This window comes from Micromonospora sp. L5 (assembly GCF_000177655.2).
GTDB classification, from domain to species: domain Bacteria; phylum Actinomycetota; class Actinomycetes; order Mycobacteriales; family Micromonosporaceae; genus Micromonospora; species Micromonospora aurantiaca.
The window spans coordinates 6,123,820-6,145,821 of the sequence record NC_014815.1; the positions used below are offsets into that span (position 1 = coordinate 6,123,820).

Consider the following 22,002-nt stretch of genomic DNA (forward strand, 5'->3'; position numbering starts at 1 on the left):
TCGCAGGTTTTTGTTCGGAGGGAACAAACATGACGTCGGAGGCCGGCACGGGGCAGCGCGCCGCGCACCTCAACCTCGACGCCGGGGTGGCGGAGACGCTGCGCGCCCGGCTGCCGATGGTCGCCGAGCGGACGGTCTCCGCGATCACCGCTGAGGTGCCGGACTACTCCGGCGCGCTCACCGGTGCCATGCGGGCGAAGATCGAAAACGCGGTACGCATCGCCCTCGGCACGTTCCTCCAGCTCATCGAGGGTACCCAGGCGTTCGACCCGAGCACTCCCCTGGCCCCGGCGCTGGAGGCGGCGTACGCGCTGGGCAGCGGCGAGGCCCGCTCGGGGCGCAGCATGGACGCGCTGCTGGCCGCGTACCGGGTGGGCGCCCGGGTGGCCTGGCGCGAGGTGTCGGCCACGACGGTACGCAGCGGGCTGGCCGCCGAGACGGTGGCCGAGTTCGCCGAGCTGATGTTCGCCTACATCGACGAGCTGTCCGCGGCGAGCGTGGCCGGGCACGCCGACGAACTGGCCAGTGCCGGCCGGATGCGCCGCCGCAGCCTGGAACGGCTCACCCAGCAACTGCTGGCCGGTGAGCCCGAGGAGTCGTTGCGGCGCAGCGCGGAGCGCGCCGACTGGCCGCCGCCGCAGACCCTCACAGTGGTGCTGCTGCCGCGCCGGCACCTGCGTGCGGTGCTGGCGCTGCTCAGCCCGTACACGCTGGAGAGCGGCGAGGACCTGCCCGGCATGAACCCGGTCGAGGAGCTGGCCGTACTGCTGGTGCCGGACATGCACGGCGGCCGGCGCCGCCAGCTCACCCGGCTGCTGCACGGGCACCGGGCGGTGCTCGGCCCGGCCCGGCCCTGGCACCGGGTCGCCGCGTCGTACCAGCGGGCCACCCGGGCGCTCGCGCTCGGCCTCGGCGAGGCGGACGCCGGGCCGGTCGACACCGAGCGCCACCTGGCGACGCTGCTGCTCAGCATGGATCCGGAAGCCCTGGCCGACCTGCGCGCGCAGGCGCTCGCGCCGCTGGCCGCGCTGCCCCCGGCCACCGCGCACCGGCTGGCCGAGACGCTGCGGTCGTGGCTGCTGCACCAGGGACGCCGCGACGACGTGGCGGCCGACCTGTACGTGCACCCGCAGACCGTCCGCTACCGGATGGGCAAGCTGCGGGAGCTGTTCGGCGACCGGCTGCACGACCCGGCCACTGTCCTCGACCTGACCATCGCTCTGGCCGTACCTCCGGAGCCGGAGGAGGCCTGACGCCCCGCCGGGGCGCACGGCCCGGTGCGGCCGGGACCTCCGGCCCTGTCCGCCCGCGACGGCGGCGGGCAGGGTCGGAAGGGGACGAGCAACCAGGAGGGCCGCCATGAACAGCTCATCGACCCGCATCGAGCAGGACCCGGGGGTACGGGTACTGGAGGCGGCCGCCCGGCAGTCCCTGCACGCCCCGTCGGTGTTCAACACCCAGCCCTGGCGCTGGCGGGTCACCGGCGACGCGCTGGAGTTGCGCGCCGACGCGGACCGGCAGCTCGCCCACACCGACCCGGACGGCCGGCTGCTCATGCTGAGCTGCGGCGCCGCCCTGCACCACGCGCGCGTGTCGCTGACGGCAGTCGGCTGGGCGGTCACCGTGGAGCGGCTGCCCGACCCGGGCGACCCGTCGCTGCTGGCCCGGGTGCGTACCACCGGCCCGGCCGACCTGGACGTCCCGGCGGGCCGCCTGGTCGACGCCATTCCGCGCCGCCGCACCGACCGCCGGGCGTACGGGGACCGGCCGGTGCCGGAGGCGGTGCTGGCCCGGCTCGGCGACGCCGTCGAGGCCGAGGGCGCGCACCTGCACGTGGTCCGGCCGGACCAGATGCCGATGCTCGCCGTCTCCACCGGTCGCGCCGCCGACGCGGAGCTGGCCGACCCCGCGTACCGGGAGGAGCTGCACCGCTGGACCCACCGCCCGGAGGGCAGCGGCGACGGGGTGCCCGCCGCCACCGCCGTGCGGCCGTCCCCGCGCCGGGTGCCGCTGCGCGACTACGCCCCCGGCGGGGCGGCCGGGCTCAGCGCGGGCGCGGACTTCGACCGGGGCGCGGCGTACCTGATCCTGTTCGGCGAGTCCGACGAGCCGGCCGCCTGGCTGCGCGGCGGCGAGGCGCTGTCGGCGCTGCTGCTCACCGCCACCGCCGAGGGGCTGGCCAGCGCGCCGCTCAGCGACGCCGTGGAGCTGGCCTGGCCGCGCCGGATGATGCGCGACCTGCTGGCGGGCATCGGCGACCCGTACCTGGTGGTGCGCGTCGGCTGGGGCCCGGACGCGGAGCTGCCGCCGGCGCCGCGCCGCGCGCCCGCCGACGTGATCGAGGTGGTGGACCCGCCGCGGTGACCCGGCGCGGTCCGGAGGGCCACCGCGCCGGCGCGGCGGTCGTCGTAGCCTCGACGCGTGTGGGATCTGGACCCGGCCGCCGCGTTCGTGGTCTTCGGCGACCAGGACTCCGGATGCGTCTCCTACGGCGTGGAGTCGGCGGGCCGGCGCTGGTTCGTGAAGCGGGCCGGGACACCCGCGGCGCGAGAGTCGCTGACCCGCGCGTTGGGCCTGCACGCCGCGGTCCGGCACCCGGCAGTGGTCCGGCCCGAGCTGGTCCGCGACGGCACCGACGGCCCGACGCTGGTGTACCCGTGGTGCGACGGCGTCGTGCTCAACCACGCCACAGCCGGCGGCGGCAGCGACCGGAGCGGGCTGGCCCGCTTCCAGCGGCTGCCGGTCGCCGAGGTACGCGCGGCGCTGGACGTCATCCTCGACGCCCACCTGGCCGTGAGCGCGGCCGGGTACGTCGCCGTCGACCTGTACGACGGATGCTTCCTCTACGACTTCGACGCCCGCCGGATGCGGCTGATCGACCTGGACGAGTACCGGCCGGGACCGTTCGTGCTCGACTCCGACCGGCTGCCCGGCTCCCGTCGCTACCTGTCGCCGGAGGAGCTGACCCGGGGCGCGACGATCGACGAGCGCACCACGGTCCATGCGCTCGGTCGTACGCTGCACCACCTGCTCGACGCTCCGTCCGGCTGGCGGGGCACGGCCGCCGAACGCGCGGTCGCCGACCGGGCCGCCCGGTCCGATCCGGCCGCGCGGTACGCCACAGTGGCCGCTCTGGTCAGCGCCTGGCGAGCCGCCTGATCGACGGGCCTTGTCAGGCCGGGTCTCGACGACGCGCGCTCGCCCCTGCGCGTAACTTTCCGTTACCGCGGCCCGATTCGACAGTGAATCACGGAGGGTGACGGCAGTCGCCGAGGCCGAATGGGTCGGATTGTCCGCAGCATCCTCCTGAACAGCGACGATGCGCGGCGAGCCGAGAGCTGGACGCATACCCCTTCGCGCCCTTTGCTCTGCAGCCACATACGCGGCAGTGGCCGTGAGTCACCGATGCGCCGATGGCTGCAGAGCAAAGGGCGCGGGGTGAGTTCTGCCGGGGAGCTGCGGAGGCTACTGTCGGTGACGGCAAGTCCCGACGGCGGCCGGACCTCGGCGCGGCCTGATCCCGCACGATCGGGCGCGGTGCAATCAGGCGCCGCACGACCAGGCCCGGTGCGATCAGGCCCGGTGTGATCAGGCCGGCTGCCATCGGGCCCGGCGCGACCAGGGGCCGCCCGACGTGCCGGGCGACCCCTGGGGCAGTGGATCGAGGCCACGGGACGGGCGCCGGGTCCGGCGGTCGGAGGCGCCGGGCCACGCCGACGGATCAGCGGGACGGCAGCGACAATTCCGCATAGTCCACTGTCGGCACGGCCCGGCGCCGAACATATTCACGTCTATCTGTTGACGAGTACGGGATCGACGACAATCATTACTCTCGCTGGATCGACGTACCATGAATGTCGGATCTGGTGGCATTTCTTACCCCTCGACGGGATCGCGCCGGGACTGCGACTCCGCCGGGCTACCATGCCCGGCGCACGCCCGGCCAATCCTACCGAGCTAATAGGAATTGTCGCCGCTCGCCCGAGGAGTCCGCCGGTGGACGGGAACAACGACGCTCCCGCACCGAGCCCGCCGAGGCCGGTGCAGAACGGCTCTGAGCTGCCCGAACAGCTCGCCCTGCACGGCGGACAGCCGGTGCGGCGCACGCCCTGGCCGACGTACGACAAGGGCGCGGTCTTCGTGCACACCGAAGACGAGGACGCGGCTATTCGCGCCGTCCGCAGTCACCTCTACTTCCGATACGACCATCGGCCGCCGAACGAAACCGAATGCGGGCGGTTCGAGGACGAACTGTGTCGCTATTTCGGCACCCGGCACGCGCTGGCCGTTTCCAGCGGGACCGCCGCACTGGCGCTCGCCCTGATGGGCGCCGGAGTGCCGCCGGGATCATTGGTGGCCTGCCCCGGATTCACTTTCGTCGCCACCCCCAGCGCCATTGTCCTGGCCGGTTGCCGGCCATTCCTGGTCGAGGTCGACGACGACCTGCGGATGGACCTCGACGACCTGCGCCGCCGCTGGCACCCCGAGATCCGCGCCGTCATGGTCGTGCACATGCGCGGCTTCGCCGCCGACGTCGAGGCGCTGTCCGCGTTCGCCGCCGAGATGGGCGTGCCGCTCATCGAGGACGCGGTGCCCGCGCTCGGCGCCGAACTCAACGGCCGCAAGCTCGGCACGTTCGGGGCCGCCGGGGCGTTCAGCACCCAGTCCGACAAGGCGCTCAACTGCGGCGAGGGCGGTTTCCTGATCACCGACGACAGCACGCTGTTCGCGCGGGCGGTGGCGCTGTCCGGGGCGTACGAGGGGCGGCTGCGGCGGCACTTCCCGGACGGCGAGCCGCCGCTGACCGGCCTGGACCTGCCGCTGCTGAGCCTGCGGATGGACGAGATCCGGGCGGCACTGCTGCGCGCCGAGTTGACCCGGCTGCCGCAGCGGCTGGCGCTGTTCCACCGCAACTACGCGCACGTCAGCGCCGCCCTGGCCGGGTTGCCCGGCATCGCGGTCCGGCGGCCGGTCGCGCCCGGGGCGTACCTCGGGGAGGCGTTCGTGTTCCGCGTACCAGGCGGCGACGCGGGCTGGTTCGCCCGCGCGCTGCGGGCCGAGGGGGTCGACGCCCGCAACATCGGCGCGGACGACGACCTCAACGTCCGGGCGTTCTGGAACTGGCGGTTCCTGTACGACAGCGCCGACCCCGGCGAGATCCGCGCGACGCTGCCACGTACCGCACGGCTACTGACCGAGACCGTCGACGTGCCGCTGTCGTCCAACCTCACGCCCGGGGACTGCGACGACCTGGTCCGCGCGGTCCGCAAGGTGGCCGCCGCCCGTGAGACAGCCCTGGTCGGGTCGTGACCGGCGCGCAGGCCCCCGCCCGGCCCCTGCCCCGGCTCGCGCTCGCCGGGCTGCTCGGCGGACTGTTCACCGGCTACCTCGGACTGACAGCGGTGATCCCGGTGCTGCCCGGATTCCTGCGCGAACGGCACGACGCCGGCGACCTGACAGTCGGCGTGGTGGTCACGGTGACCGCGGTGACCGCGCTGCTGGTCCGGCCGGTCGCGGGCGCGCTCGCCGACCGGCACGGCCACCGGACGGTGATGCTGGCCGGGGCGCTCGTGGTGGCCGGTGGCGGCCTGCTCTACCTGGCCCCGCTGAGCGTGCCCGCGCTGGTCGCGGTCCGGCTGCTGCTCGGTGCCGGTGAGGCGGCGCTGTTCACCGCCGGTGCGGTGTGGATCGTGCAGCTCGCCCCGCACGAGCGGCGCGGCCAGCTCATCGGCCTGTACGGGGTGAGCATGTGGGGCGGCATCTCCGCCGGCACGTTCCTCGGCGCGACAGTGCAGCAGGCCGGCTATCCGGCGGTGTGGCTGCTCAGCGCGGTCGCCCCGGCGGTCGGCGCGGCGCTCGTCGCGCTGGTGCCCGCGCCGGCGCGTACCGCACCCGCGGCCAAGGGTGCCGGGCTGCTGCTGCGCCCGGCGCTGCTGCCCGGCATCGCGCTCACCTTCGGCGCCGCCGGGTACGCGGGTCTTGCCGCGTTCGTCGTGCTGCACCTGGACGCCCGGGGCATCGGCCACGGCGTGGTGGTGCTGAGCTGCTTCAGCGCCGTGTACGCCGGCACCCGCCTGGTCATCGGGCACCTGCCGGACCGGCTCGGCCCGCGCCGGGTGGCCGCCTGGTGCGGCGTCGGCGAGGCGGTCGGGCTGCTGGTCATCGCCGTCGCGCCGAACCTGCCGGTGGCGGTGGCCGGCAGCGTGGTGATGGGCGTCGGGTTCTCCCTGCTGCACCCGTCGCTGGCGCTGATGGTGATGAACCGCACCGACCCGGCGCGGCAGGGCGCGGCGATCGGGGCGTACACCTCGTTCTGGGATCTGGGCCTGGCGGTGTGGGGGCCGGCGACCGGCCTGGTCGCGGCCGGTCTCGGCTATCCGGCGGTGTTCGTCGCGGGCGCGGCCGGCGCGGCCGTCGCCGCCGCGATGGCGCTGCGCATCGGCCGGCCGGCGCCCGCGCCCGCCCAGGCGGCGGAGGTACGCGCGGCATGAGCCCACCGGTGACCGTCCTGAGCGTCAACGGCTGGTGCCGTAACGGCAGCACCATCATCGGCAACGTCCTCGGCGAGGTGCCCGGTGTGGTGCACGTCGGTGAGCTGCACTTCCTGTGGAAGAACTCGACCGGGCGCGGGGTGAACGACAGGTGCGGCTGCGGCGCCGCGCTGACCGCGTGTCCGCTGTGGTCGGCGGTGCTGCCGCTGGGCCGCCCGGCCGGGATGCCGGCGGACGCGCACGCCGCCGAGGTGATCCGGCGGCAACGCGCCCGGCTGCGGACCCGGCACACGTGGCGGGTGCTGCGCCGGGGCGCGTACGACGCGGACACCCGGGCGCACGCGGACCTGCTCGGCGCGGTCTACCGGGAGGTGGCCGCGCGCACCGGCGCCCGGGTCATCGTGGACAGCACCAAGATCCCCGGCGAGTCGGCGTTGCTGCCGCACGTGCCGGGCGTCGAGACGTACTGGCTGCACCTGGTGCGCGACCCGCGCGCGGTGGCGCACTCGTGGCGGGAGCCGAAGGAGTACGTCTACGCGATGTCGGCGGCGCGCAGCACCGCGTACTGGCACGGGTTCAACCTCGCGTCGGCGGCGATCAACAGGCGGTACCCGGACCGGTCGGCGTTCCTGCGCTACGAGGACTTCACCGCCGACCCGGCCGGCACGATCGGCGCCCTGCTGCGGCTGGTGGGCGTGGACCCGGCGGCCAACCCGGTACGGGAGCGGACCGTCGAGCTGCGCGGCAACCACACGGTCACCGGCAACCCGGACCGGTTCCGGACCGGTCCGACCGTGATCCGGGACCGCGACGACGGGTGGCGGCGCACGCTCACCGGCCGGCAGCGGCTCGCGGTGGCGGTGCTGGCCTGGCCGCTGTCCACCCGGTACGGCTACCGGTCCGGCGGGCCGGACGGCGACCCGGCGTACCCCGGCGCGGCGGCCCGCGTCGGCGAGACGGAGAGGTGAGGACGTGGATCTGGGGCTCAAGGGCCGGGTGGCGCTCGTCGCCGGCGGCACCAGCGGCATCGGGCTGGCCTGCGCGAGGGAGTTCGCCGCGGAGGGCGCGCACGTGGCGGTCTGCGGGCGTGACCCGCAGCGGCTGGCCGCCGCCGAACGGGAGCTGACGGCTGTGGCGTCCGGCCGGGTCAGCGCGACCGGCGTGGACCTCACCGACACCGGCGCCGCCGCCCGCTGGGTGGACCGGGTCGCCGAGGAGCTGGGCGGGGTGGACGTGCTGCTGGTCAGCGGCGGCAGCCCGCCTGTGGGCACCGCCACCGGGTTCGGCACGGACGACTACCGGGCGGCTGTGGACCGGGTGCTGCTGCCGGCGGTAGCGGTGTCGATGGCCGCGCTGCCGCACATGCGTGCCGCGGGCTGGGGCCGGCTGCTGCTGGTGGCCTCCGAGACCGCCTGCGTGCCGATCGGCCCGCTCGTGCTGTCCGGGGTGACCCGGGCGGCACTGGTCCGCTTCGCCCAGGGCCTCGCCGTCGACGTGGGCCGCGACGGCATCACCGTGAACGTGCTCGCGCCCGGCGGGGTGCGGACGCCGCCGATGGAACGCGCCGCGGCCCGGCTCGCCGGCGCGGACGGCGACGTCGAGGCGCGGCTGGCCGCGATGGGCCACCACAGCGCCGTCGGGCGGCTGGCCCGGCCCGAGGAGGTCGCCGCGGTGGCCGCGTTCCTGGCCGGCGAACGCGCGTCGTACGTGACCGCCGGGGTGCACCTGATCGACGGCGGCGCCGCCGCCACCGGCCCCGACCTGCCCCACCTCACCGGCGTCCGCAAGGACACCTACGCCTGACCCACCGACCGCCGCACAAGGGAGTGCCCATGTCCACGACCAGCCGGTTCACCGAGCGGGACGTCTCCGAGTTCTTCGACCAGACCACGCAGACGTACCTCAGCTTCTGGGACAGCGAGGGCGTGCTGCACACCGGCTACTTCGCCGGGGAGGACGACACCGACTACCACGCGGCGGCCGACCGGACCTCCGACATCCTGGCCGCGGACGCCGGGATCGACGCGTCGTCGAACGTGCTCGACGTGGGTTGCGGCTGCGGCAACTTCCTGCTGCGCCTGGCCGCCCGTACCGGATGCCGGGGCGAGGGGCTGGACCTGAGCATCGAGCGGGTGCGCTTCGCCGAGCAGCGGCGCGCCGAGCGGGGCGCCTCGCTTCCGGTGTCGTTCCGGCACGGCTCGGCCACCGCCCTGCCGTACGACGACGGCACGTTCACGCACGTGGTCAGCCAGGACGCGCTGTTCCTGGTGCCGGACAAGCCGCGCAGCCACGCCGAGATGTTCCGGGTGCTCGCGCCCGGCGGGGTGCTCGCGGTGTCCGACTTCCTCCAGCCCACCGATCGGATCGGCGAGGCGGCCCGCCGGCACGTCTACGACCGGGTGCGCTGGAACGACGGCTACTCGCTCGACGGCTACCGCCGGGCGCTGACCGAGGCCGGATTCGTGGACGTGGTCGCGCGCAGTCTCGACGCGCACATCAGGCAGACGTACCGGGTGCTGGGCCGCACCGCCCGGGAGCGCGCGGAGACGACGGCGGACGAGGCGGCGCGGACCTGGATCCTCGGCTTCGCCGACTCGTGCGACGAGATCCAGGCGGCGATCGACAGGGGCGAGTTCGGCTGGGGCATGTTCGTCGCCCGCAAGCCGGCCTGAGGGAGGGACAGCAGATGTCGCAGCGCACCGACACCGTGAAGCGGACGATCGCCGAGGTGGTCGCCGAGCGGAGGACGCAGATGTCGCCCGGCGCGGCGTTCGTCGAGGCGTTCGCCAAGGACGGCTTCGACACCAGCGTCGACTACGACGTGACGATCACCGACTCGCTCACCAGTTCCCGGCGCAAGCCCCGCTACCCGTCGCGGAACATGCTCAAGGTGGTGGACCTGTCCCGGGATCCGCAGGACTACTACTGGCACGAGAGCCCGCCCCGGCCGGACGACCCGGCGGTGGACGGCGCGGACCTGCGCCGGGAGGCGGCCAACCACTTCCATCGCTCCCCCATCCCGCCGCTGCTCACCACCACCGCGTGGGTGCAGGTGCCGGACACGTTGTGGGAGGACCCGGTCAGCTTCGCGCAGTTCATCGACTACCGGCTGGTGGTGCGGCTGGCGACGGCCGAGAACCACACCATCCTGCGCGGCGAGGGCGGGCTGCTGACCATGCCGGACCTGGGCCGGCTCACCGACCCGGGACCGTTCGCGTCCACCGTCCTGGCCGCGTGCAACGAGGTCGAGCAGATGGGCAGCACCGCCGACGGGCTGATCATCAACCCGGCCGACTACTACCGCCTGCTGGGCAGCGGCTCGCTGATGCGGGACGTGGAGGACAACGGCGTGTTCATCGTGCGTACCCGGCTGGTCGACCCGGGCACCGCGATCGTCGGGGACTTCGGCCACGGCGCGCTGCTGTTCGACGCCGGCCGGTCCACCATCGCGTTCGCCGAGCCGCCGCCGGGCACGTTCGCCGAACCCGGTGTGGCACTGCGCGCCGAGATCTGGGAGCGGGTCGTGGTGAACCTGCCCACCTGCTTCTTCGTCGTGACGCTCTGACCGGCGGCGACTGATGACGACGCCGGGCCGTACCGACCCCGACGTGCTGGTGGTCGGCGCGGGCGTGGTGGGCCTGTGCTGCGCCTGGTTCCTGCGCCGCGCCGGGCTCAGCGTGACGGTGGTGGACCGGGGCGAGGTCGGCGACGCGGCGGCCTGCTCGGCCGGGAACACCGGCTTCGTCGGCACCCAGGGCTCGGCGCCGCTGGCCGAGCCGGGGGTGCCGGCCACCGGTATCCGCTGGCTGTTGCGCCCGGAGAGCCCGTTCGCGGTCCGGCCCCGGCTGGACGGCGCGCTGCTGGCCTGGCTCTGGCACTTCCGCCGGCACTGCACCGAACGGCACGCCCGCGCCGGGTTCGAGACGCTGCTCGCGCTCAAACAGCGCAGCCTCGCGCTGCTGCGCGAGATCTGCGCCGAGGACGAGCTGGCCGGGACGCTCACCGAACGCGGCATGATCCTGGCCTGCCACACCGAGCAGGGGTACGCGAAGGCGCGCCGGACGATCCCGGCGGCGACCGCGCGTGGCGTGCCGCTGCGCGAGCTGGACCGGGCCGAGCTGGCCCGGCTGGAACCCGGCGTCGACTTCGCGGTGGCCGGGACGCTGCTCAACGAGGAGGGCGCCGCGCTGCGCATCCCGGCGTTCCTGGTGGCACTCGCGCGGGCGCTGCGGGCCCGGGGCGTGGACATCGTCACCGGCGCGGAGGTACGCGACTTCGAGGTGACCGGGCGGCGCGTACGCGCGGTGCGCACGGCCCGGGGCGAGCTGCGCCCGGCCGAGGTGGTGATCGCCGCCGGGGTGTGGTCGGCGGCCTGCGCCCGGATGCTCGACGTCGGGCTGACGCTGCAACCGGCGAAGGGCTACACCGTCACGCTGCCCGCCGGGCCGGGCACGCCCACCCGGCCGGTGCTGCTCAGCGAGGGCAAGGTCGCCGTGATGCCGCTGGGTGACCGGGTACGCGTCGGCGGCACGCTGGAGCTGTCCGGGCTGGACACGTCGATCTCACCGCGCCGCGTCGACGGGATCCTGCACACCGCGCGGCGGTACCTGCCGGCGCTGGACACCGGCCGCCGGCTGGACGTGTGGAGCGGCCTGCGTCCGTGCACCCCGGACAGCCTGCCGCTGATCGGGCGGGCCGACGGCTACGACAACGTCAGCGTGGCCACCGGGCACGGGCACATCGGGATGGGCCTGGCCCCGGCCGGCGGGCGGCTGCTCGCCCAGCTCGTCTCCGGCGCCGAGCCGGACCTGCCGCTGGAGACGTTCGCCCTGGACCGCTTCCGGAAGGGGATCTCGTGAGCGACCGGCCGGAGATCGGCGTGCTCTGCCTCGACACCAGCTTCGACAAGATCCCCGGGCACATCCGCAACCCGGACACGTTCGACTTCCCGGTGCGCTACCGGGTGGTGGAGGGCGCCACCCCGCAGCGGCTGGTCCGCGAGGCCGACCCGGCGCTGCTGCGACCGTTCGTCGACGCGGCCCGCGACCTGGAGGCGGCCGGGGTCGCCGGGATCACCGGGGCGTGCGGGTTCCTCGTGCTGTTCCAGGCCGAACTCGCCGCCGCGGTGCGCGTCCCGCTGTGGTCGTCGAGCCTGGTGCAACTGCCGATGGTGCACCGCATGGTCGAGGGCCCGGTCGGGCTGCTGGTCGCCGACGAGGCCGCGCTGACCCCGCGCCACCTGGCCGCGATCGGCGCCGCCGACGTCCCGGTGGCGGTCACCGGCATGGCCGGGCAGCCGGAGTTCCGCGAGGTGATGCTGGAGGGGCGGCGCGACGCCCTCGACGTCGGGCGGCTGGCGGCCGAGGTGGACGAGCGGGTCGACGCGCTGGCCCGCGCGCACCCGGACCTGGGGGCGCTGGTCGTCGAGTGCACCGACCTGGTGCCGTTCGCCCACCGGATCCAGGCGCGGTTGGGTGTGCCGGTGTTCGACATCGTCACGCTGACCACGATGGCGTACGCGAGCCTCACCCGGCGGCCGTACCGTCCCGGTGGGTGACCGCGGGGCCGTCGCGCGGAAACCGGCTCCCGGCGCCCGTCCGGCGCTTAGCGTGGGACGAGGGGCGGCCTGCCCGGGGCGCCGGTGAGCGGAGGGAGAACGCGGTGACGGAGCCGGAGGAGGAGCAGGAGAAGACCCGCAAGACCGATCGGGTGCTGTTCTCGCCCGACGGCGACCCGCACCACACGCTCGCCGAGGCGCCCCAGCCGGACGAGCACCTGCCGCCCACCGTCACCCGGGACGGCCACACGGACGTGCTCGACGACGAGCAGTGAGCGCACCGTCCCGCCCGGGCTCGTCGGCCGGGCGGGACGTGTCGCGGCCGGACCGGCGGATCGCCGTCACGCCGCCAGGACGTGCCGCGGTCAGACCGGCGGGATGCCGGAGCGGCCGATGTCCGACATGTCGTCGCCGATCTCGGTCCGGGTGCCGGCCACCGGCCCGGCACCGGCCTCGGTCCGGTCCTCCACGCAGGCGTCGCCCAGCCCGTGCATCAGCTCCCCGACGACGGCGAGCGCCGAGCCCTTGTCCGGGCAGGGCGCCCCGGTGGCGAGCACCTGACCGTCGCCGCCGACGACTGTGAACCCCACACTGCCGTCGGTCTCGCTCTCGATGACGAACTTCACAGTGCTCCTCCCGCTCAGCTCACGCCGTGCGTCTGCAACCACAGCTCCAGCAGGCCCAGTTGCCACAACTTGTTGCTGCCGGCGGCGGCCTGGGCCCGGTCCGGCTCGGCCAGCAGCTCGTCGACGTACGCCCGGCGGAACAGCCCGCGCCGGCGCGCCTCGGGCGCACCCAGCGCCTCGACCACCAACTCTCGCACGGGACCGTCGACGTTGCGCAGCGCCGGCACCGGGAAGTAGCCCTTGGGCCGGTCGATGACCTCGGCCGGCAGCACCTCGCGGGCCACGTCCTTGAGCACACCCTTGCCGCCCTGCGCCAGCTTGTGCTCCGGCGGGCACGCCGCGGCGAGCGTGACCAGGTCCTGGTCGAGGAAGGGCGTACGCACCTCCAGCCCCCACGCCATGCTCATGCTGTCCACCCGCTTGACCGGGTCGTCGGGCAGCATCAGGTGGGTGTCCAGGCGCAGCACCGCGTCCACGGCGGTCTGCGCGCCCGGCGCGGCCAGGTCCGCGGCGACCAGCTCGCCGGAGGCGTCACCGTCGCAGGCGTACGCCGGTTCGACCACCTCGGTCAGCTCGGCGTGGTCGCGGTCGAAGAACGCGGCGGTGAACTCGGCCACCGCGTCCTCTCGGGGCGAGCGGGCCAGCCGGTGGTGGTAGCCGTAGCCGGCGAACACCTCGTCGGCGCCCTGGCCGGACTGCGCCACCTTCACGTGCCGGGCCACCTGCTCGGAGAGCAGGTGGAACGCCACCACGTCGTGGCTGCCCATCGGTTCGGTCATGGCCGCCACGGTGGCGCGTACGGCCGGACCGAGATCGCCGTCGGCGAGCCGGATGCGGTGGTGGTCGGTGCCGAACGTGCGGGCCACCAGGTCGGAGTAGTGGAACTCGTCGCCGGTCTCGTCGCCGCGGCTGTCGAAACCGATGCTGAACGTCTGGAGGTGGTGCTGCCCGGCGTCGTCGAGCAACGCCACGATCATGCTGGAGTCGAGCCCGCCGGAGAGCAGCACCCCGACCGGCACGTCCGCGACCAGCCGGCGGCGTACGGCGGTGCGCAGCGCGTCCCCGACGGCGGCCCGCCAGTCGCCGGCGTCCATGCCGTCGTGGGCCGGGTCGCGCCGGTACTCGGGCCGCCAGTAGACGCGCTCCCGGCTGCGCCCGTCGGCCTCGATCACCCGGACGGTCGCCGGCGGCAGCTTGCGTATCCCGCGCAGGATCGTGCGGGGCGCCGGCACGATCGAGTGCCAGGACAGGTAGTGGTGCAGCGCGACCGGGTCGATGCCGGTGTCGACGTCACCGCCGGCCAGCAGCGCCGGCAGCGTGGAGGCGAACCGGATCCGGCCGGGCGACTCGGCGAGGTAGAGCGGCTTGATGCCGAGCCGGTCGCGGGCCAGCACGAGGCGGCGGCGCCGCCGGTCCACCAGCGCGACCGCGAACATGCCGACCAGGTGGTCGACGAACCGCTCCCCCCACTGCGCGTACGCCACCAGGATCACCTCGGTGTCGCTGGTGCTGCGGAAGGTGTGCCCGGCCGCGCGCAGCTCGTCGCGCAGCTCCGGGTAGTTGTAGACGCAGCCGTTGAAGACCAGGGCCAGGCCGAGGTCGTCGCGGACCATCGGCTGGGCGCCGGCCTCGGACAGGTCGATCACTGTCAACCGTCGGTGCCCGAGGGTGATCCAGCCGTCACTCCACGTGCCCTCGCCGTCCGGGCCGCGCGAGTGCATGGCGGCGGTCATCCGGGTCACCGCGGCGGCGTCGGGGGCGGCCCCGTCGAATCTGGCCTCACCGCTGATCCCGCACATCTCAGCGTCCACCGGTCAGTCGGGGAGCACCCACCACGCCAACCTCCCGCCACGTCGTCTCCCGGGCGGTCCGCCGGGTACGGCGACTACCCGGCCTGTGGCGAAGGAAACCCGGATGGGCTGTTGGCGAGCCGGGCACGGCGCGCCGTCGTACGGTGGCGGTACGGGCCATGTCCCCGGGCGGTCCGGCCACGGGACGTGGCCAGGATCAACGACGCCTGCCAGGAGGACGTGTGTTCGCCAATTCCGAGGAACTCCTGCGATACCTCACCGACGAGGACGTGAAGTTCGTCGACGTACGTTTCTGTGACCTGCCCGGCGTGATGCAGCACTTCAACCTGCCGGTCGAGTCGTTCGACGACAGCGTGTTCACCGACGGCCTCGCCTTCGACGGATCCTCGATCCGCGGCTTCCAGGCCATCCACGAGTCCGACATGCTCCTGCTGCCGGACGTCGCCACCGCCTTCATCGACCCGTTCCGGGCCCAGAAGACGCTCGCGCTCAACTTCTTCATCCACGACCCGTTCACCCGCGAGGCGTACTCCCGCGACCCGCGCAACGTGGCGAAGAAGGCCGAGGCGTACCTGGCGGCCAGCGGCATCGCCGACACCGCCTACTTCGGCGCCGAGGCGGAGTTCTACATCTTCGACTCCATCCGCCACGAGACCTCCGCGCACCAGTCGTTCTACTACATCGACTCGATCGAGGGCGCCTGGAACACCGGGCGGATCGAGGAGGGCGGCAACCGCGGCTACAAGACCGCCTACAAGGGCGGCTACTTCCCGGTGCCGCCGGTCGACCACTACGCCGACCTGCGCGACAGCATGGTCCGCCGGATGGTGGACGCCGGTTTCACCGTGGAGCGGTCGCACCACGAGGTGGGCACCGGCGGGCAGTCCGAGATCAACTACAGGTTCTCGACGCTGCTGCACTCGGCCGACGAGCTCCAGCTGTTCAAGTACCTGATCAAGAACGAGGCGTGGGCGCACGGCAAGACCGCCACGTTCATGCCCAAGCCGCTGTTCGGTGACAACGGCTCCGGCATGCACACCCACCAGAGCCTCTGGCGCGGCGGCGAACCGCTGTTCTACGACGAGACCGGCTACGCCGGCCTGTCCGACACCGCCCGCTGGTACATCGGCGGCCTGCTGCACCACGCACCCTCGCTGCTCGCCTTCACCAACCCGACCATCAACTCCTACCGCCGTCTCGTCCCCGGCTTCGAGGCGCCGGTCAACCTGGTCTACTCCCAGCGCAACCGCTCCGCCTGCACCCGCATCCCGGTCACCGGCAGCAACCCCAAGGCCAAGCGCGTCGAGTTCCGCGTCCCCGACCCGTCCAGCAACCCGTACCTGGCCTTCTCCGCCATGCTCATGGCCGGCCTGGACGGCATCAAGAACAAGATCGAGCCGCCCGCGCCGATCGACAAGGACCTCTACGACCTGCCGCCGGAGGAGTGGGGCGACGTCAAGCAGGTCCCGGGCTCGCTGCCCGAGGCGCTGGCGGCACTGGAGACCGACCACGACTACCTGCTCGACGGCAACGTCTTCACCGCCGACCTGATCTCCACCTGGGTCGACTGGAAGAACGCCAACGAGGTCGACCCGGTCCGGCTGCGCCCGACCCCGCACGAGTTCGCGCTCTACTTCGACTGCTGAGCCGTACCGCCACCGCCCCCGCCACCCGCGGGGGCGGTGGTCGGCGGAAACGGCCTCGGGCCGGCCCCCGCCCTCGTACCGTCGAGACATGACTCCGCCTCACGACGACACGCCGACCGTTCCGTGCCGGTGGAGCCGTCGGTGAGGCCGCGGCCCACCACCACCGCCACCACCACCCCGCAGATCCCCACCGTCCTGACCCTCGGGGTGGAAGAGGAGTTCCTGCTGCTGGACCCGGCCACCGGCGAGAGCATGCCGGTCGCCGACCGGGTACGCGGCGCGCTGTCCGGCACCGCCCGCGAGCAGAGCCGGCAGGAGTTCCGGCACAGCATGGTCGAGATGGTGACGCCGGTCAGTCCTGATCTCGGAGAGCTGCGGGAGCACCTGGTCACGCTGCGCCGGGCGGCCGCGCAGGCGGCCGACGCGGCCGGGGCGCGGCTGGTCGCCGTCGGTGCCACCCCGGTCTGCGAGGCCCACCGCACGGTGCCCGACGAGCAGCGCTACCACGACATGTCCCGCCGGTTCGGCCCGGTGGCCCACGACCCGGCGGTCTGCGGCTGCCACGTCCACGTCGGCGTGCCGGACCGGGAACTGGCAGTGCAGGTCTGCAACCACCTGCGCCCGTGGCTGCCGGTGGTGCAGGCGCTCACCGCGAACTCGCCGCTGCACGACGGGCGGGACACCGGCCACGCGAGCTGGCGCTCGATGCAGCTGGAACGGTGGCCGAGCATCGGGCCGACACCGCACTTCGACTCCGCCGCCGACTACGACGCCACGGTGGCGGACCTGATCACTGCCGGGATCATGCTCGACGCCGCGATGGTCTACTGGTACGCCCGCCCGTCCGCGGCGTACCCGACGGTGGAGGTCCGGGTCGGCGACGTGTGCCCCACAGTCGACGACACGGTGCTGGTCGCCGGGCTGGTCCGGGCGCTCGTGGCCACCCTGATCGACGACGGCCGCGCCGGTGTGCCGGCACCCCGCATCCGGGACTGCCTGGTCGCCGCCGCGCACTGGCGGGCCGCCCACGACGGCGTCGACGGCAAGCTCGTGGACCTGCGCTCCGGTCGGCCCCGGCCGGCCTGGGACCTCGTCGACGACCTGGTCGTCACCGTCACGCCCGCGCTGGCCCGCCACGGTGACCTGGATCTGGTCCGGCGCGAGCTGGACCGGGTGCGCCGGGACGGCACCGGCGCCACCCGGCAACGACGGATCATGGCCGGGACCGGCGGGGACGTCCGCGCCGTGCTCGATCACCTAGCCGCGCAGACCGTCTCGACGTGAGTCGATGACCTCCCCGGACCGGACCGGCGACCGGTCAGCGCAACCCGGCGAACAGGTCGTCCTCGGGTGTGGCCGCGCCGGTGGTGTCGCGAACCCGCACGAACGTCTCCATGCCCATCAGCTCGGTGAACCGCTCCTGCCCCAGGCGCAGGAAGAAGATGTTCTCCGCCTGGCTGGCGTGCGCGGCGAGCGAGGCGAACTTCTGCCCGCCGTAGCCGCTGGTGTCGACCCAGGTGGTGATCTCGTCGTCCGGCAGGCCCAGCGCCGGCATCTCGTCGGTCGCCTCCGGCTCGGGGAACTCCACCCCGATCTCCTTCATGACGGTGCCGAACTGCTGGAACGCGCTGCGCGGCACTGTGGTCCAGTAGACCTTGGCCGGAATGCCGGTCTGCTCCACAGCGGCCATGGTGATCCGGTGGGCCTGGATGTGGTCCGGATGGCCGTAGAAGCCGTTCTCGTCGTAGGTGACCACCACGTCGGGGCGGTAGCGCCGGATCAGCTCGGCCAGCCGGTCGGCCGCCTCGGCCACCGGCGTGTTCCAGAACGCGCCGGGCGCGTCGTTTGTCGCCCAGCCCATCATCCCGGAGTCGCCGTAGTCGAGCGTCTCCAGGTGGGTGACCTTGAGCGCCTCGCAACTGGCGGCCAGCTCGGCGCGGCGCATCTCGACCACGGCCTTCGGGTCGTGGCCGGGGTCGCCCGGCTTGATCCCGCCGGGACCGTCGCCGCACCCCCCGTCGGTGCACGTCACGAGCACTGTGGTGACGCCCTCGGCCGCGTAGCGCGCCAGGACACCGCCGGTGCTCGTCGCCTCGTCGTCGGGGTGCGCGTGCACCGCCATCAGGGTCAGGGATCGATCGGTCACCCCGTCACCATACGAGCATCGGCCGACGAACTAGCATTGCCCGGTCCGCAGACGGCGACGGAAGCGAGGCGCGATGGGTTGGCTCCAGCGGTTGCTCGGTGGCGGACGGGTCGAACTGGACCCCGCACGTCAGCAGGAGCTGCTGCGGGACGTGCGGCGGTCCTACGGGGCGCACGCCCGCCTCCGGTTCCCGGAGCAGGCCGACGCGATCACCCGGATGCTGTCCGATGACGACGGTCTCGTGGTGGCCGCCGGGATCGTCTGCGAGGCCGCCGACCAGGCGCACGCCGACCTCCAGGGCCAGGCGCAGGAGGTGTTCCGGCGCACCGGGCGGCGGCTGCTGGTGCACCGCCGCAACTACCGGCCCCTGTGGAAGGAGGCCGGTCCGTCGCTGCGCTGGCCGCTCGGCGCGCTACCCAGCGGGCTGCACCCGTACGCGCAGGTCAGCGCCGCCGTGGCGGTGGTCGGCGGGCGGGCCGACCGGCTGGACCGGGTGACCGACCCGCAGCCGTTCGTGACGCGCCTGTTCGAGGTGCTCGACCTGACCACCGCCGGCTGGGAGTTCGGCCGGGTGCGTGTGGACACCGACAGCGCGACGCTCGTGGAGCGGCTGATGGGCACCGGCGCGCGGGTGCTCGCGACGATGGACGACCCGCCCCGGCTGCCGCCGGCGGTACGGGAGATGATGCGCCGCAATCACCGCATCGCCGTGTACGACCCGGCCGGTCCCCGCGTGGTCGGCGAGCTGAACCTGGGCGCGCGGCTGCGCGAGACGCTGCTGGCCTGACCGGCGGCACGCCCCGCCCCGGCCGGGTGGCCGAAGCGGGGTGCGTCGGTGCTCAGGTGGTCGTGCAGGTGAGGTTCGCCGGCGGGTTGTTGCTGCCGTTGACGGCACCGATGAAGCCGAACGTGGTGGAGCCGCCGGCCGGCACCGAGCCGTTGTAGTCGACGTTGCGCACCGTCACGTTCGCGCCGTTCTGGGTGTGCGTGCCGCTCCAGATCTGGTTGATCACCTGCCCGTTCGGGAACGTCCAGGAGACCGTCCAGCCGCGGATCGCGGTGGCGCCGGCGGTCACCGTGACCTCGGCCTGGAAGCCACCGGACCACGAGCCGGTGATCGCGTACGTGGCACGCGCGCCGGACGGCGCCGGGGAGCTGGTGGTGGGCGCCGGGCTCGGCGTCGTACTCGATGTGGGTGTGACGGTCGGGGTCGGCGACGGCGTCACGCCGGGCCGGGCCGCGCGGTAGGTGTGCCCGGCGCGGACGGTGAGCGCGACGACGTCGGACTCCGGCCGGGTGGTGGCGGGTGTGCTGCCGTCGGTGACGTCGGCGAGGGTGAAGCTCCCGGTGAACAGCCGGGACCGCAGTCGCAGCGTGCCGTCGCGGTCGGCGCGGACGGTGATCTCGTCGGCCTGGCCGCTGCTCCAGGTCAGCGACACCGTGTAGCCGCCCCGGCCGCGCAGGCCCGCGACCTGCCCGGCGGGCCAGGCGGTCGGCAGCGCGGGCAGCAGGTGCAGCTCGCCGGTGTGGCTGTGCAGCAGCATCTCGGCGATGCCCGAGGTGGCGCCGAAGTTGCCGTCGATCTGGAACGGCGGGTGCAGGTCGAACATGTTCGGCGCGAGCCGGTCGGTGCGTACCAGGTCGCGCAGGAGCTTGTGGGCGCGGGCACCGTCCTCCAGCCGGGCCCAGAAATTGATCTTCCAGGCGAGGGACCAGCCGGTCCCGTCGTCGCCGCGCAGCTCCAGCGTCCTGCGGGCGGCCTCGTACAGCGCCGGGGTGCCGCGCCTGGTGATCTGGTTGCTGGGATGCAGCCCGTACAGGTGGGAGACGTGCCGATGGGTGCGTTCGGTCTCGACCCAGTCGGCCAGCCACTCCTGCACGTTCCCCCGCGAGCCGACACGGCTCGGCGGCAGCCGGTCCCTGGCGGTGCGCACCTGAGACCGGAAGGTGGTGTCGACACCGAGCACCTCGCTCGCCCGGGCCGCGGCGTCGAACAGGTCGCGCAGGATCTGGTTGTCCATCGTCGGGCCGGCGCAGACGCTGGCGTTCGCGTGGTGCGCCAGCTCCGGCGAGTTCGACGGGTTCGTCACCAGGTAGCCGAGCGTCGGGTGGGCGACCAGGGTGTCGAGGAAGAACTGGGCGGCGCCCTTGAGCGCCGGGTAGTTGGCCTGAAGGAAACCGCTGTCGCCGGTGAACAGGTAGTGGTCCCAGATGAGCGTGCTCAGCCAGGCCCCGCCGGTCTGCCACATGCCCCAGAACGCGCCGTCCACGACCGACGCGCCCCGCCAGGCGTCGGTGTTGTGGTGGGTGACCCAGCCGCCGGCGCCGTACTGCGCCTGGGCGACCCGCGCGCCGGTCACGGTGAGGTCCTTGACCATGTCGAAGACCGGCAGGAAGCACTCTGAGAGGTTCGTGGTGTCGGCCGGCCAGTAGTTCATCGGCAGGTTGGCGTTGACCGTGTACTTCGAGTCCCAGGACGGCGTCAGCGAGTCGTTCCAGATGCCCTGGAGGTTCGCCGGCTGGGTGCCCGGCCGCGACGAGGAGATCAGCAGGTACCGCCCGAACTGGAACAGCAGCGCGGCGAACTGCGGGTCGTTGGTGCTCGCGTGCTGCGCGATCCGTACGTCGGTCGGCTGGTCGGCGGCGGCCGTGCGGCCCAGGTCGATCGTGACCCGGTTGAACAGCGCCTGGTAGTCGGCGCGGTGGCGGGTACGGAGCTGGTCGACGGCCACGCTCTTGGCGGCGTTCAGCCGGTTGCGGGCGATGCCCTGGTAGTCGCCGTTGACGGTGCGGTAGTTGACGTAGCTGGTGCCGATCGAGACCAGGACCGTCACGCTGGTGGCGCCGGACACCCGCAGCGTGCCGCCGGAGCTGCTGACCGTGCCGCCGGTGACGGCGGCGTTCGCCAGCGCGAGGAACCGTACCGAGCCGGTGACCCCCTCCATCGACCCGGAGACGCCGTCGAGCGCGATGGTCGCGCCGTCCGGGCTGGACACGGTGGTCCGCTGCGGGCTGTCGAACGCGGCGGAGAACGTGATCGCGTTCGCGCGGTCGGCGGTCAGCCGGAGCACCATGACCTGGTCGGGTGCGCTGGCGAACATCTCCCGCTGGTACCGGACGCCGCCCTGCACGTACGTGGTGGTGATGGTGGCGGTGGTGAGGTCGAGCGTCCGGTTGTACTGCGTCGCCCCGCTCGCCGAACCGAAGGCGAGCCGGAGGTCGCCGACGGTCTGGTACGCGAGCTGACCACCCGGGCTGCCCATCATGGTCTGGTTGATCAGGTCCTGCGCCGAGGTCCACTGGTCGGCGAAGACCCGACGCCGGATCTCGGCCAGGTTGGCTGCGCCCCTGGTGTTCGCCGAGTCGTACGGGCCGCCGGCCCAGACGGTGTCCTCGTTGAGCTGGAGCCGTTCGGTGTCGACGTTGCCGAACACCATCGCGCCGAGCCGCCCGTTGCCGATCGGCAGGGCACGCAGCCAGTCGGTGCCGGCCGGTTCGTCGTACCAGAGTGCCAGGTCGTTCGCGGCCAGCACCTGTGGTGGCGCCGCCGAGCCGGCGCGTGCGGCGGCGCTCCAGGCGGCCGGCACCAGCGCGGCACCGGCCCCGGCCGCGCCGGCCTTGAGGATGTTCCTTCGGGTCACGTCGGACATGGTCTTCTCCTCGCAGGCGGGTCGGGTGGTGGTGCGGCCGGTGCGCGGGCGGGCCGGCGTCGGCCCGCCCGCGCA

General features: G+C 73.7%; 19 protein-coding genes. 15 read left to right on the forward strand and 4 right to left on the reverse strand.

Going from position 1 to position 22,002, the window contains the following annotated elements; all coding sequences use genetic code 11:
* Positions 1 to 29 precede the first annotated feature (29 nt).
* From ML5_RS28275 to ML5_RS32470, 12 genes are all read left to right on the forward strand, one after another.
* A complete protein-coding gene (locus tag ML5_RS28275) occupies positions 30 to 1,253 on the forward strand; it encodes a CdaR family transcriptional regulator (RefSeq protein ID WP_013477119.1) in 1,224 nt (407 codons plus the stop codon).
* 106 nt (positions 1,254 to 1,359) lie between these two features.
* Positions 1,360 to 2,364, forward strand: a complete 1,005-nt coding sequence (locus ML5_RS28280; protein WP_013477120.1) for a nitroreductase — start codon at positions 1,360 to 1,362, stop codon at positions 2,362 to 2,364.
* 57 nt (positions 2,365 to 2,421) lie between these two features.
* On the forward strand, positions 2,422 to 3,159 hold the full coding sequence (locus tag ML5_RS28285; RefSeq protein WP_013477121.1) for a serine/threonine protein kinase: 738 nt from the start codon (positions 2,422 to 2,424) through the stop codon (positions 3,157 to 3,159).
* Positions 3,160 to 3,996: 837 nt separating this feature from the next.
* The gene (locus ML5_RS28290) at positions 3,997 to 5,310 is read left to right on the forward strand and encodes a DegT/DnrJ/EryC1/StrS aminotransferase family protein (protein WP_013477122.1); all 1,314 of its coding nucleotides are present in this window, start codon (positions 3,997 to 3,999) and stop codon (positions 5,308 to 5,310) included.
* Positions 5,307 to 6,491 carry an MFS transporter gene (locus ML5_RS28295; RefSeq protein ID WP_013285867.1) on the forward strand — a complete coding sequence of 395 codons (1,185 nt, stop codon included), beginning with the start codon at positions 5,307 to 5,309 and terminating at the stop codon, positions 6,489 to 6,491. The genes ML5_RS28290 and ML5_RS28295 overlap by 4 nt, the downstream gene beginning before the upstream one ends.
* Positions 6,488 to 7,459 carry a sulfotransferase domain-containing protein gene (locus ML5_RS28300; RefSeq protein WP_013477123.1) on the forward strand — a complete coding sequence of 324 codons (972 nt, stop codon included), beginning with the start codon at positions 6,488 to 6,490 and terminating at the stop codon, positions 7,457 to 7,459. Before ML5_RS28295 ends, ML5_RS28300 begins: the two co-directional genes overlap by 4 nt.
* 4 nt (positions 7,460 to 7,463) lie before the next feature.
* Entirely contained in the window at positions 7,464 to 8,294 is an 831-nt protein-coding gene (locus ML5_RS28305; RefSeq protein ID WP_013285865.1) for an SDR family NAD(P)-dependent oxidoreductase, read from the forward strand.
* Positions 8,295 to 8,323: 29 nt separating this feature from the next.
* Positions 8,324 to 9,163 carry a class I SAM-dependent methyltransferase gene (locus ML5_RS28310; RefSeq protein ID WP_013477124.1) on the forward strand — a complete coding sequence of 280 codons (840 nt, stop codon included), beginning with the start codon at positions 8,324 to 8,326 and terminating at the stop codon, positions 9,161 to 9,163.
* A gap of 14 nt (positions 9,164 to 9,177) precedes the next feature.
* The gene (locus ML5_RS28315; RefSeq protein ID WP_013477125.1) at positions 9,178 to 10,056 is read left to right on the forward strand and encodes a family 3 encapsulin nanocompartment shell protein; all 879 of its coding nucleotides are present in this window, start codon (positions 9,178 to 9,180) and stop codon (positions 10,054 to 10,056) included.
* A 13-nt stretch (positions 10,057 to 10,069) separates the two neighbouring features.
* Entirely contained in the window at positions 10,070 to 11,350 is a 1,281-nt protein-coding gene (locus tag ML5_RS28320; RefSeq protein ID WP_013477126.1) for an FAD-binding oxidoreductase, read from the forward strand.
* A complete protein-coding gene (locus ML5_RS28325) occupies positions 11,347 to 12,048 on the forward strand; it encodes an aspartate/glutamate racemase family protein (RefSeq protein WP_013477127.1) in 702 nt (233 codons plus the stop codon). Before ML5_RS28320 ends, ML5_RS28325 begins: the two co-directional genes overlap by 4 nt.
* 104 nt (positions 12,049 to 12,152) lie before the next feature.
* Positions 12,153 to 12,323: a hypothetical protein gene (locus ML5_RS32470; protein WP_013285860.1), complete on the forward strand. Its 171-nt coding sequence runs from the start codon at positions 12,153 to 12,155 to the stop codon at positions 12,321 to 12,323.
* Between the two features lie 90 nt (positions 12,324 to 12,413).
* Here ML5_RS32470 and ML5_RS28330 read toward each other — a convergent pair whose 3' ends face one another.
* Positions 12,414 to 12,674, reverse strand: coding sequence for a hypothetical protein (locus tag ML5_RS28330; RefSeq protein ID WP_013477128.1), 261 nt, complete (start codon positions 12,672 to 12,674; stop codon positions 12,414 to 12,416).
* A 14-nt stretch (positions 12,675 to 12,688) separates the two neighbouring features.
* Entirely contained in the window at positions 12,689 to 14,473 is a 1,785-nt protein-coding gene (locus ML5_RS28335; RefSeq protein ID WP_013477129.1) for an N-acetylglutaminylglutamine amidotransferase, read from the reverse strand.
* A gap of 233 nt (positions 14,474 to 14,706) precedes the next feature.
* Between ML5_RS28335 and glnA the strand changes: the two genes are divergently transcribed.
* Positions 14,707 to 16,131 (forward strand): type I glutamate--ammonia ligase, encoded by a 1,425-nt coding sequence (glnA, locus tag ML5_RS28340; RefSeq protein WP_013477130.1) that lies wholly within the window; start codon positions 14,707 to 14,709, stop codon positions 16,129 to 16,131.
* Between the two features lie 141 nt (positions 16,132 to 16,272).
* Positions 16,273 to 17,415: a glutamate--cysteine ligase gene (locus ML5_RS28345; protein WP_013477131.1), complete on the forward strand. Its 1,143-nt coding sequence runs from the start codon at positions 16,273 to 16,275 to the stop codon at positions 17,413 to 17,415.
* 34 nt (positions 17,416 to 17,449) lie between these two features.
* Here ML5_RS28345 and ML5_RS28350 read toward each other — a convergent pair whose 3' ends face one another.
* Positions 17,450 to 18,277, reverse strand: coding sequence for a PIG-L family deacetylase (locus ML5_RS28350; protein ID WP_013477132.1), 828 nt, complete (start codon positions 18,275 to 18,277; stop codon positions 17,450 to 17,452).
* A 73-nt stretch (positions 18,278 to 18,350) separates the two neighbouring features.
* Here ML5_RS28350 and ML5_RS28355 point away from each other — a divergent pair, with 73 nt between their 5' ends.
* Positions 18,351 to 19,064 carry a hypothetical protein gene (locus ML5_RS28355; protein ID WP_013477133.1) on the forward strand — a complete coding sequence of 238 codons (714 nt, stop codon included), beginning with the start codon at positions 18,351 to 18,353 and terminating at the stop codon, positions 19,062 to 19,064.
* 52 nt (positions 19,065 to 19,116) lie between these two features.
* Here ML5_RS28355 and ML5_RS28360 read toward each other — a convergent pair whose 3' ends face one another.
* A complete protein-coding gene (locus tag ML5_RS28360; protein WP_013477134.1) occupies positions 19,117 to 21,927 on the reverse strand; it encodes a glycoside hydrolase N-terminal domain-containing protein in 2,811 nt (936 codons plus the stop codon).
* Positions 21,928 to 22,002 lie beyond the last annotated feature (75 nt).

Bases quoted from the DNA above. Each gene is read 5' to 3' on its own strand.
- ML5_RS28335 (WP_013477129.1), bottom strand. From the start codon at position 14,473: ATGTGCGGGATCAGCGGTGAGGCCAGATTCGACGGGGCCGCCCCCGAC.
- ML5_RS28310 (WP_013477124.1), top strand. From the start codon at position 8,324: ATGTCCACGACCAGCCGGTTCACCGAGCGGGACGTCTCCGAGTTCTTC.
- ML5_RS28360 (WP_013477134.1), bottom strand. From the start codon at position 21,927: ATGTCCGACGTGACCCGAAGGAACATCCTCAAGGCCGGCGCGGCCGGG.
- ML5_RS28320 (WP_013477126.1), top strand. From the start codon at position 10,070: ATGACGACGCCGGGCCGTACCGACCCCGACGTGCTGGTGGTCGGCGCG.
- ML5_RS28300 (WP_013477123.1), top strand. From the start codon at position 6,488: ATGAGCCCACCGGTGACCGTCCTGAGCGTCAACGGCTGGTGCCGTAAC.
- ML5_RS28315 (WP_013477125.1), top strand. From the start codon at position 9,178: ATGTCGCAGCGCACCGACACCGTGAAGCGGACGATCGCCGAGGTGGTC.
- ML5_RS28275 (WP_013477119.1), top strand. From the start codon at position 30: ATGACGTCGGAGGCCGGCACGGGGCAGCGCGCCGCGCACCTCAACCTC.
- ML5_RS28355 (WP_013477133.1), top strand. From the start codon at position 18,351: ATGGGTTGGCTCCAGCGGTTGCTCGGTGGCGGACGGGTCGAACTGGAC.
- ML5_RS28280 (WP_013477120.1), top strand. From the start codon at position 1,360: ATGAACAGCTCATCGACCCGCATCGAGCAGGACCCGGGGGTACGGGTA.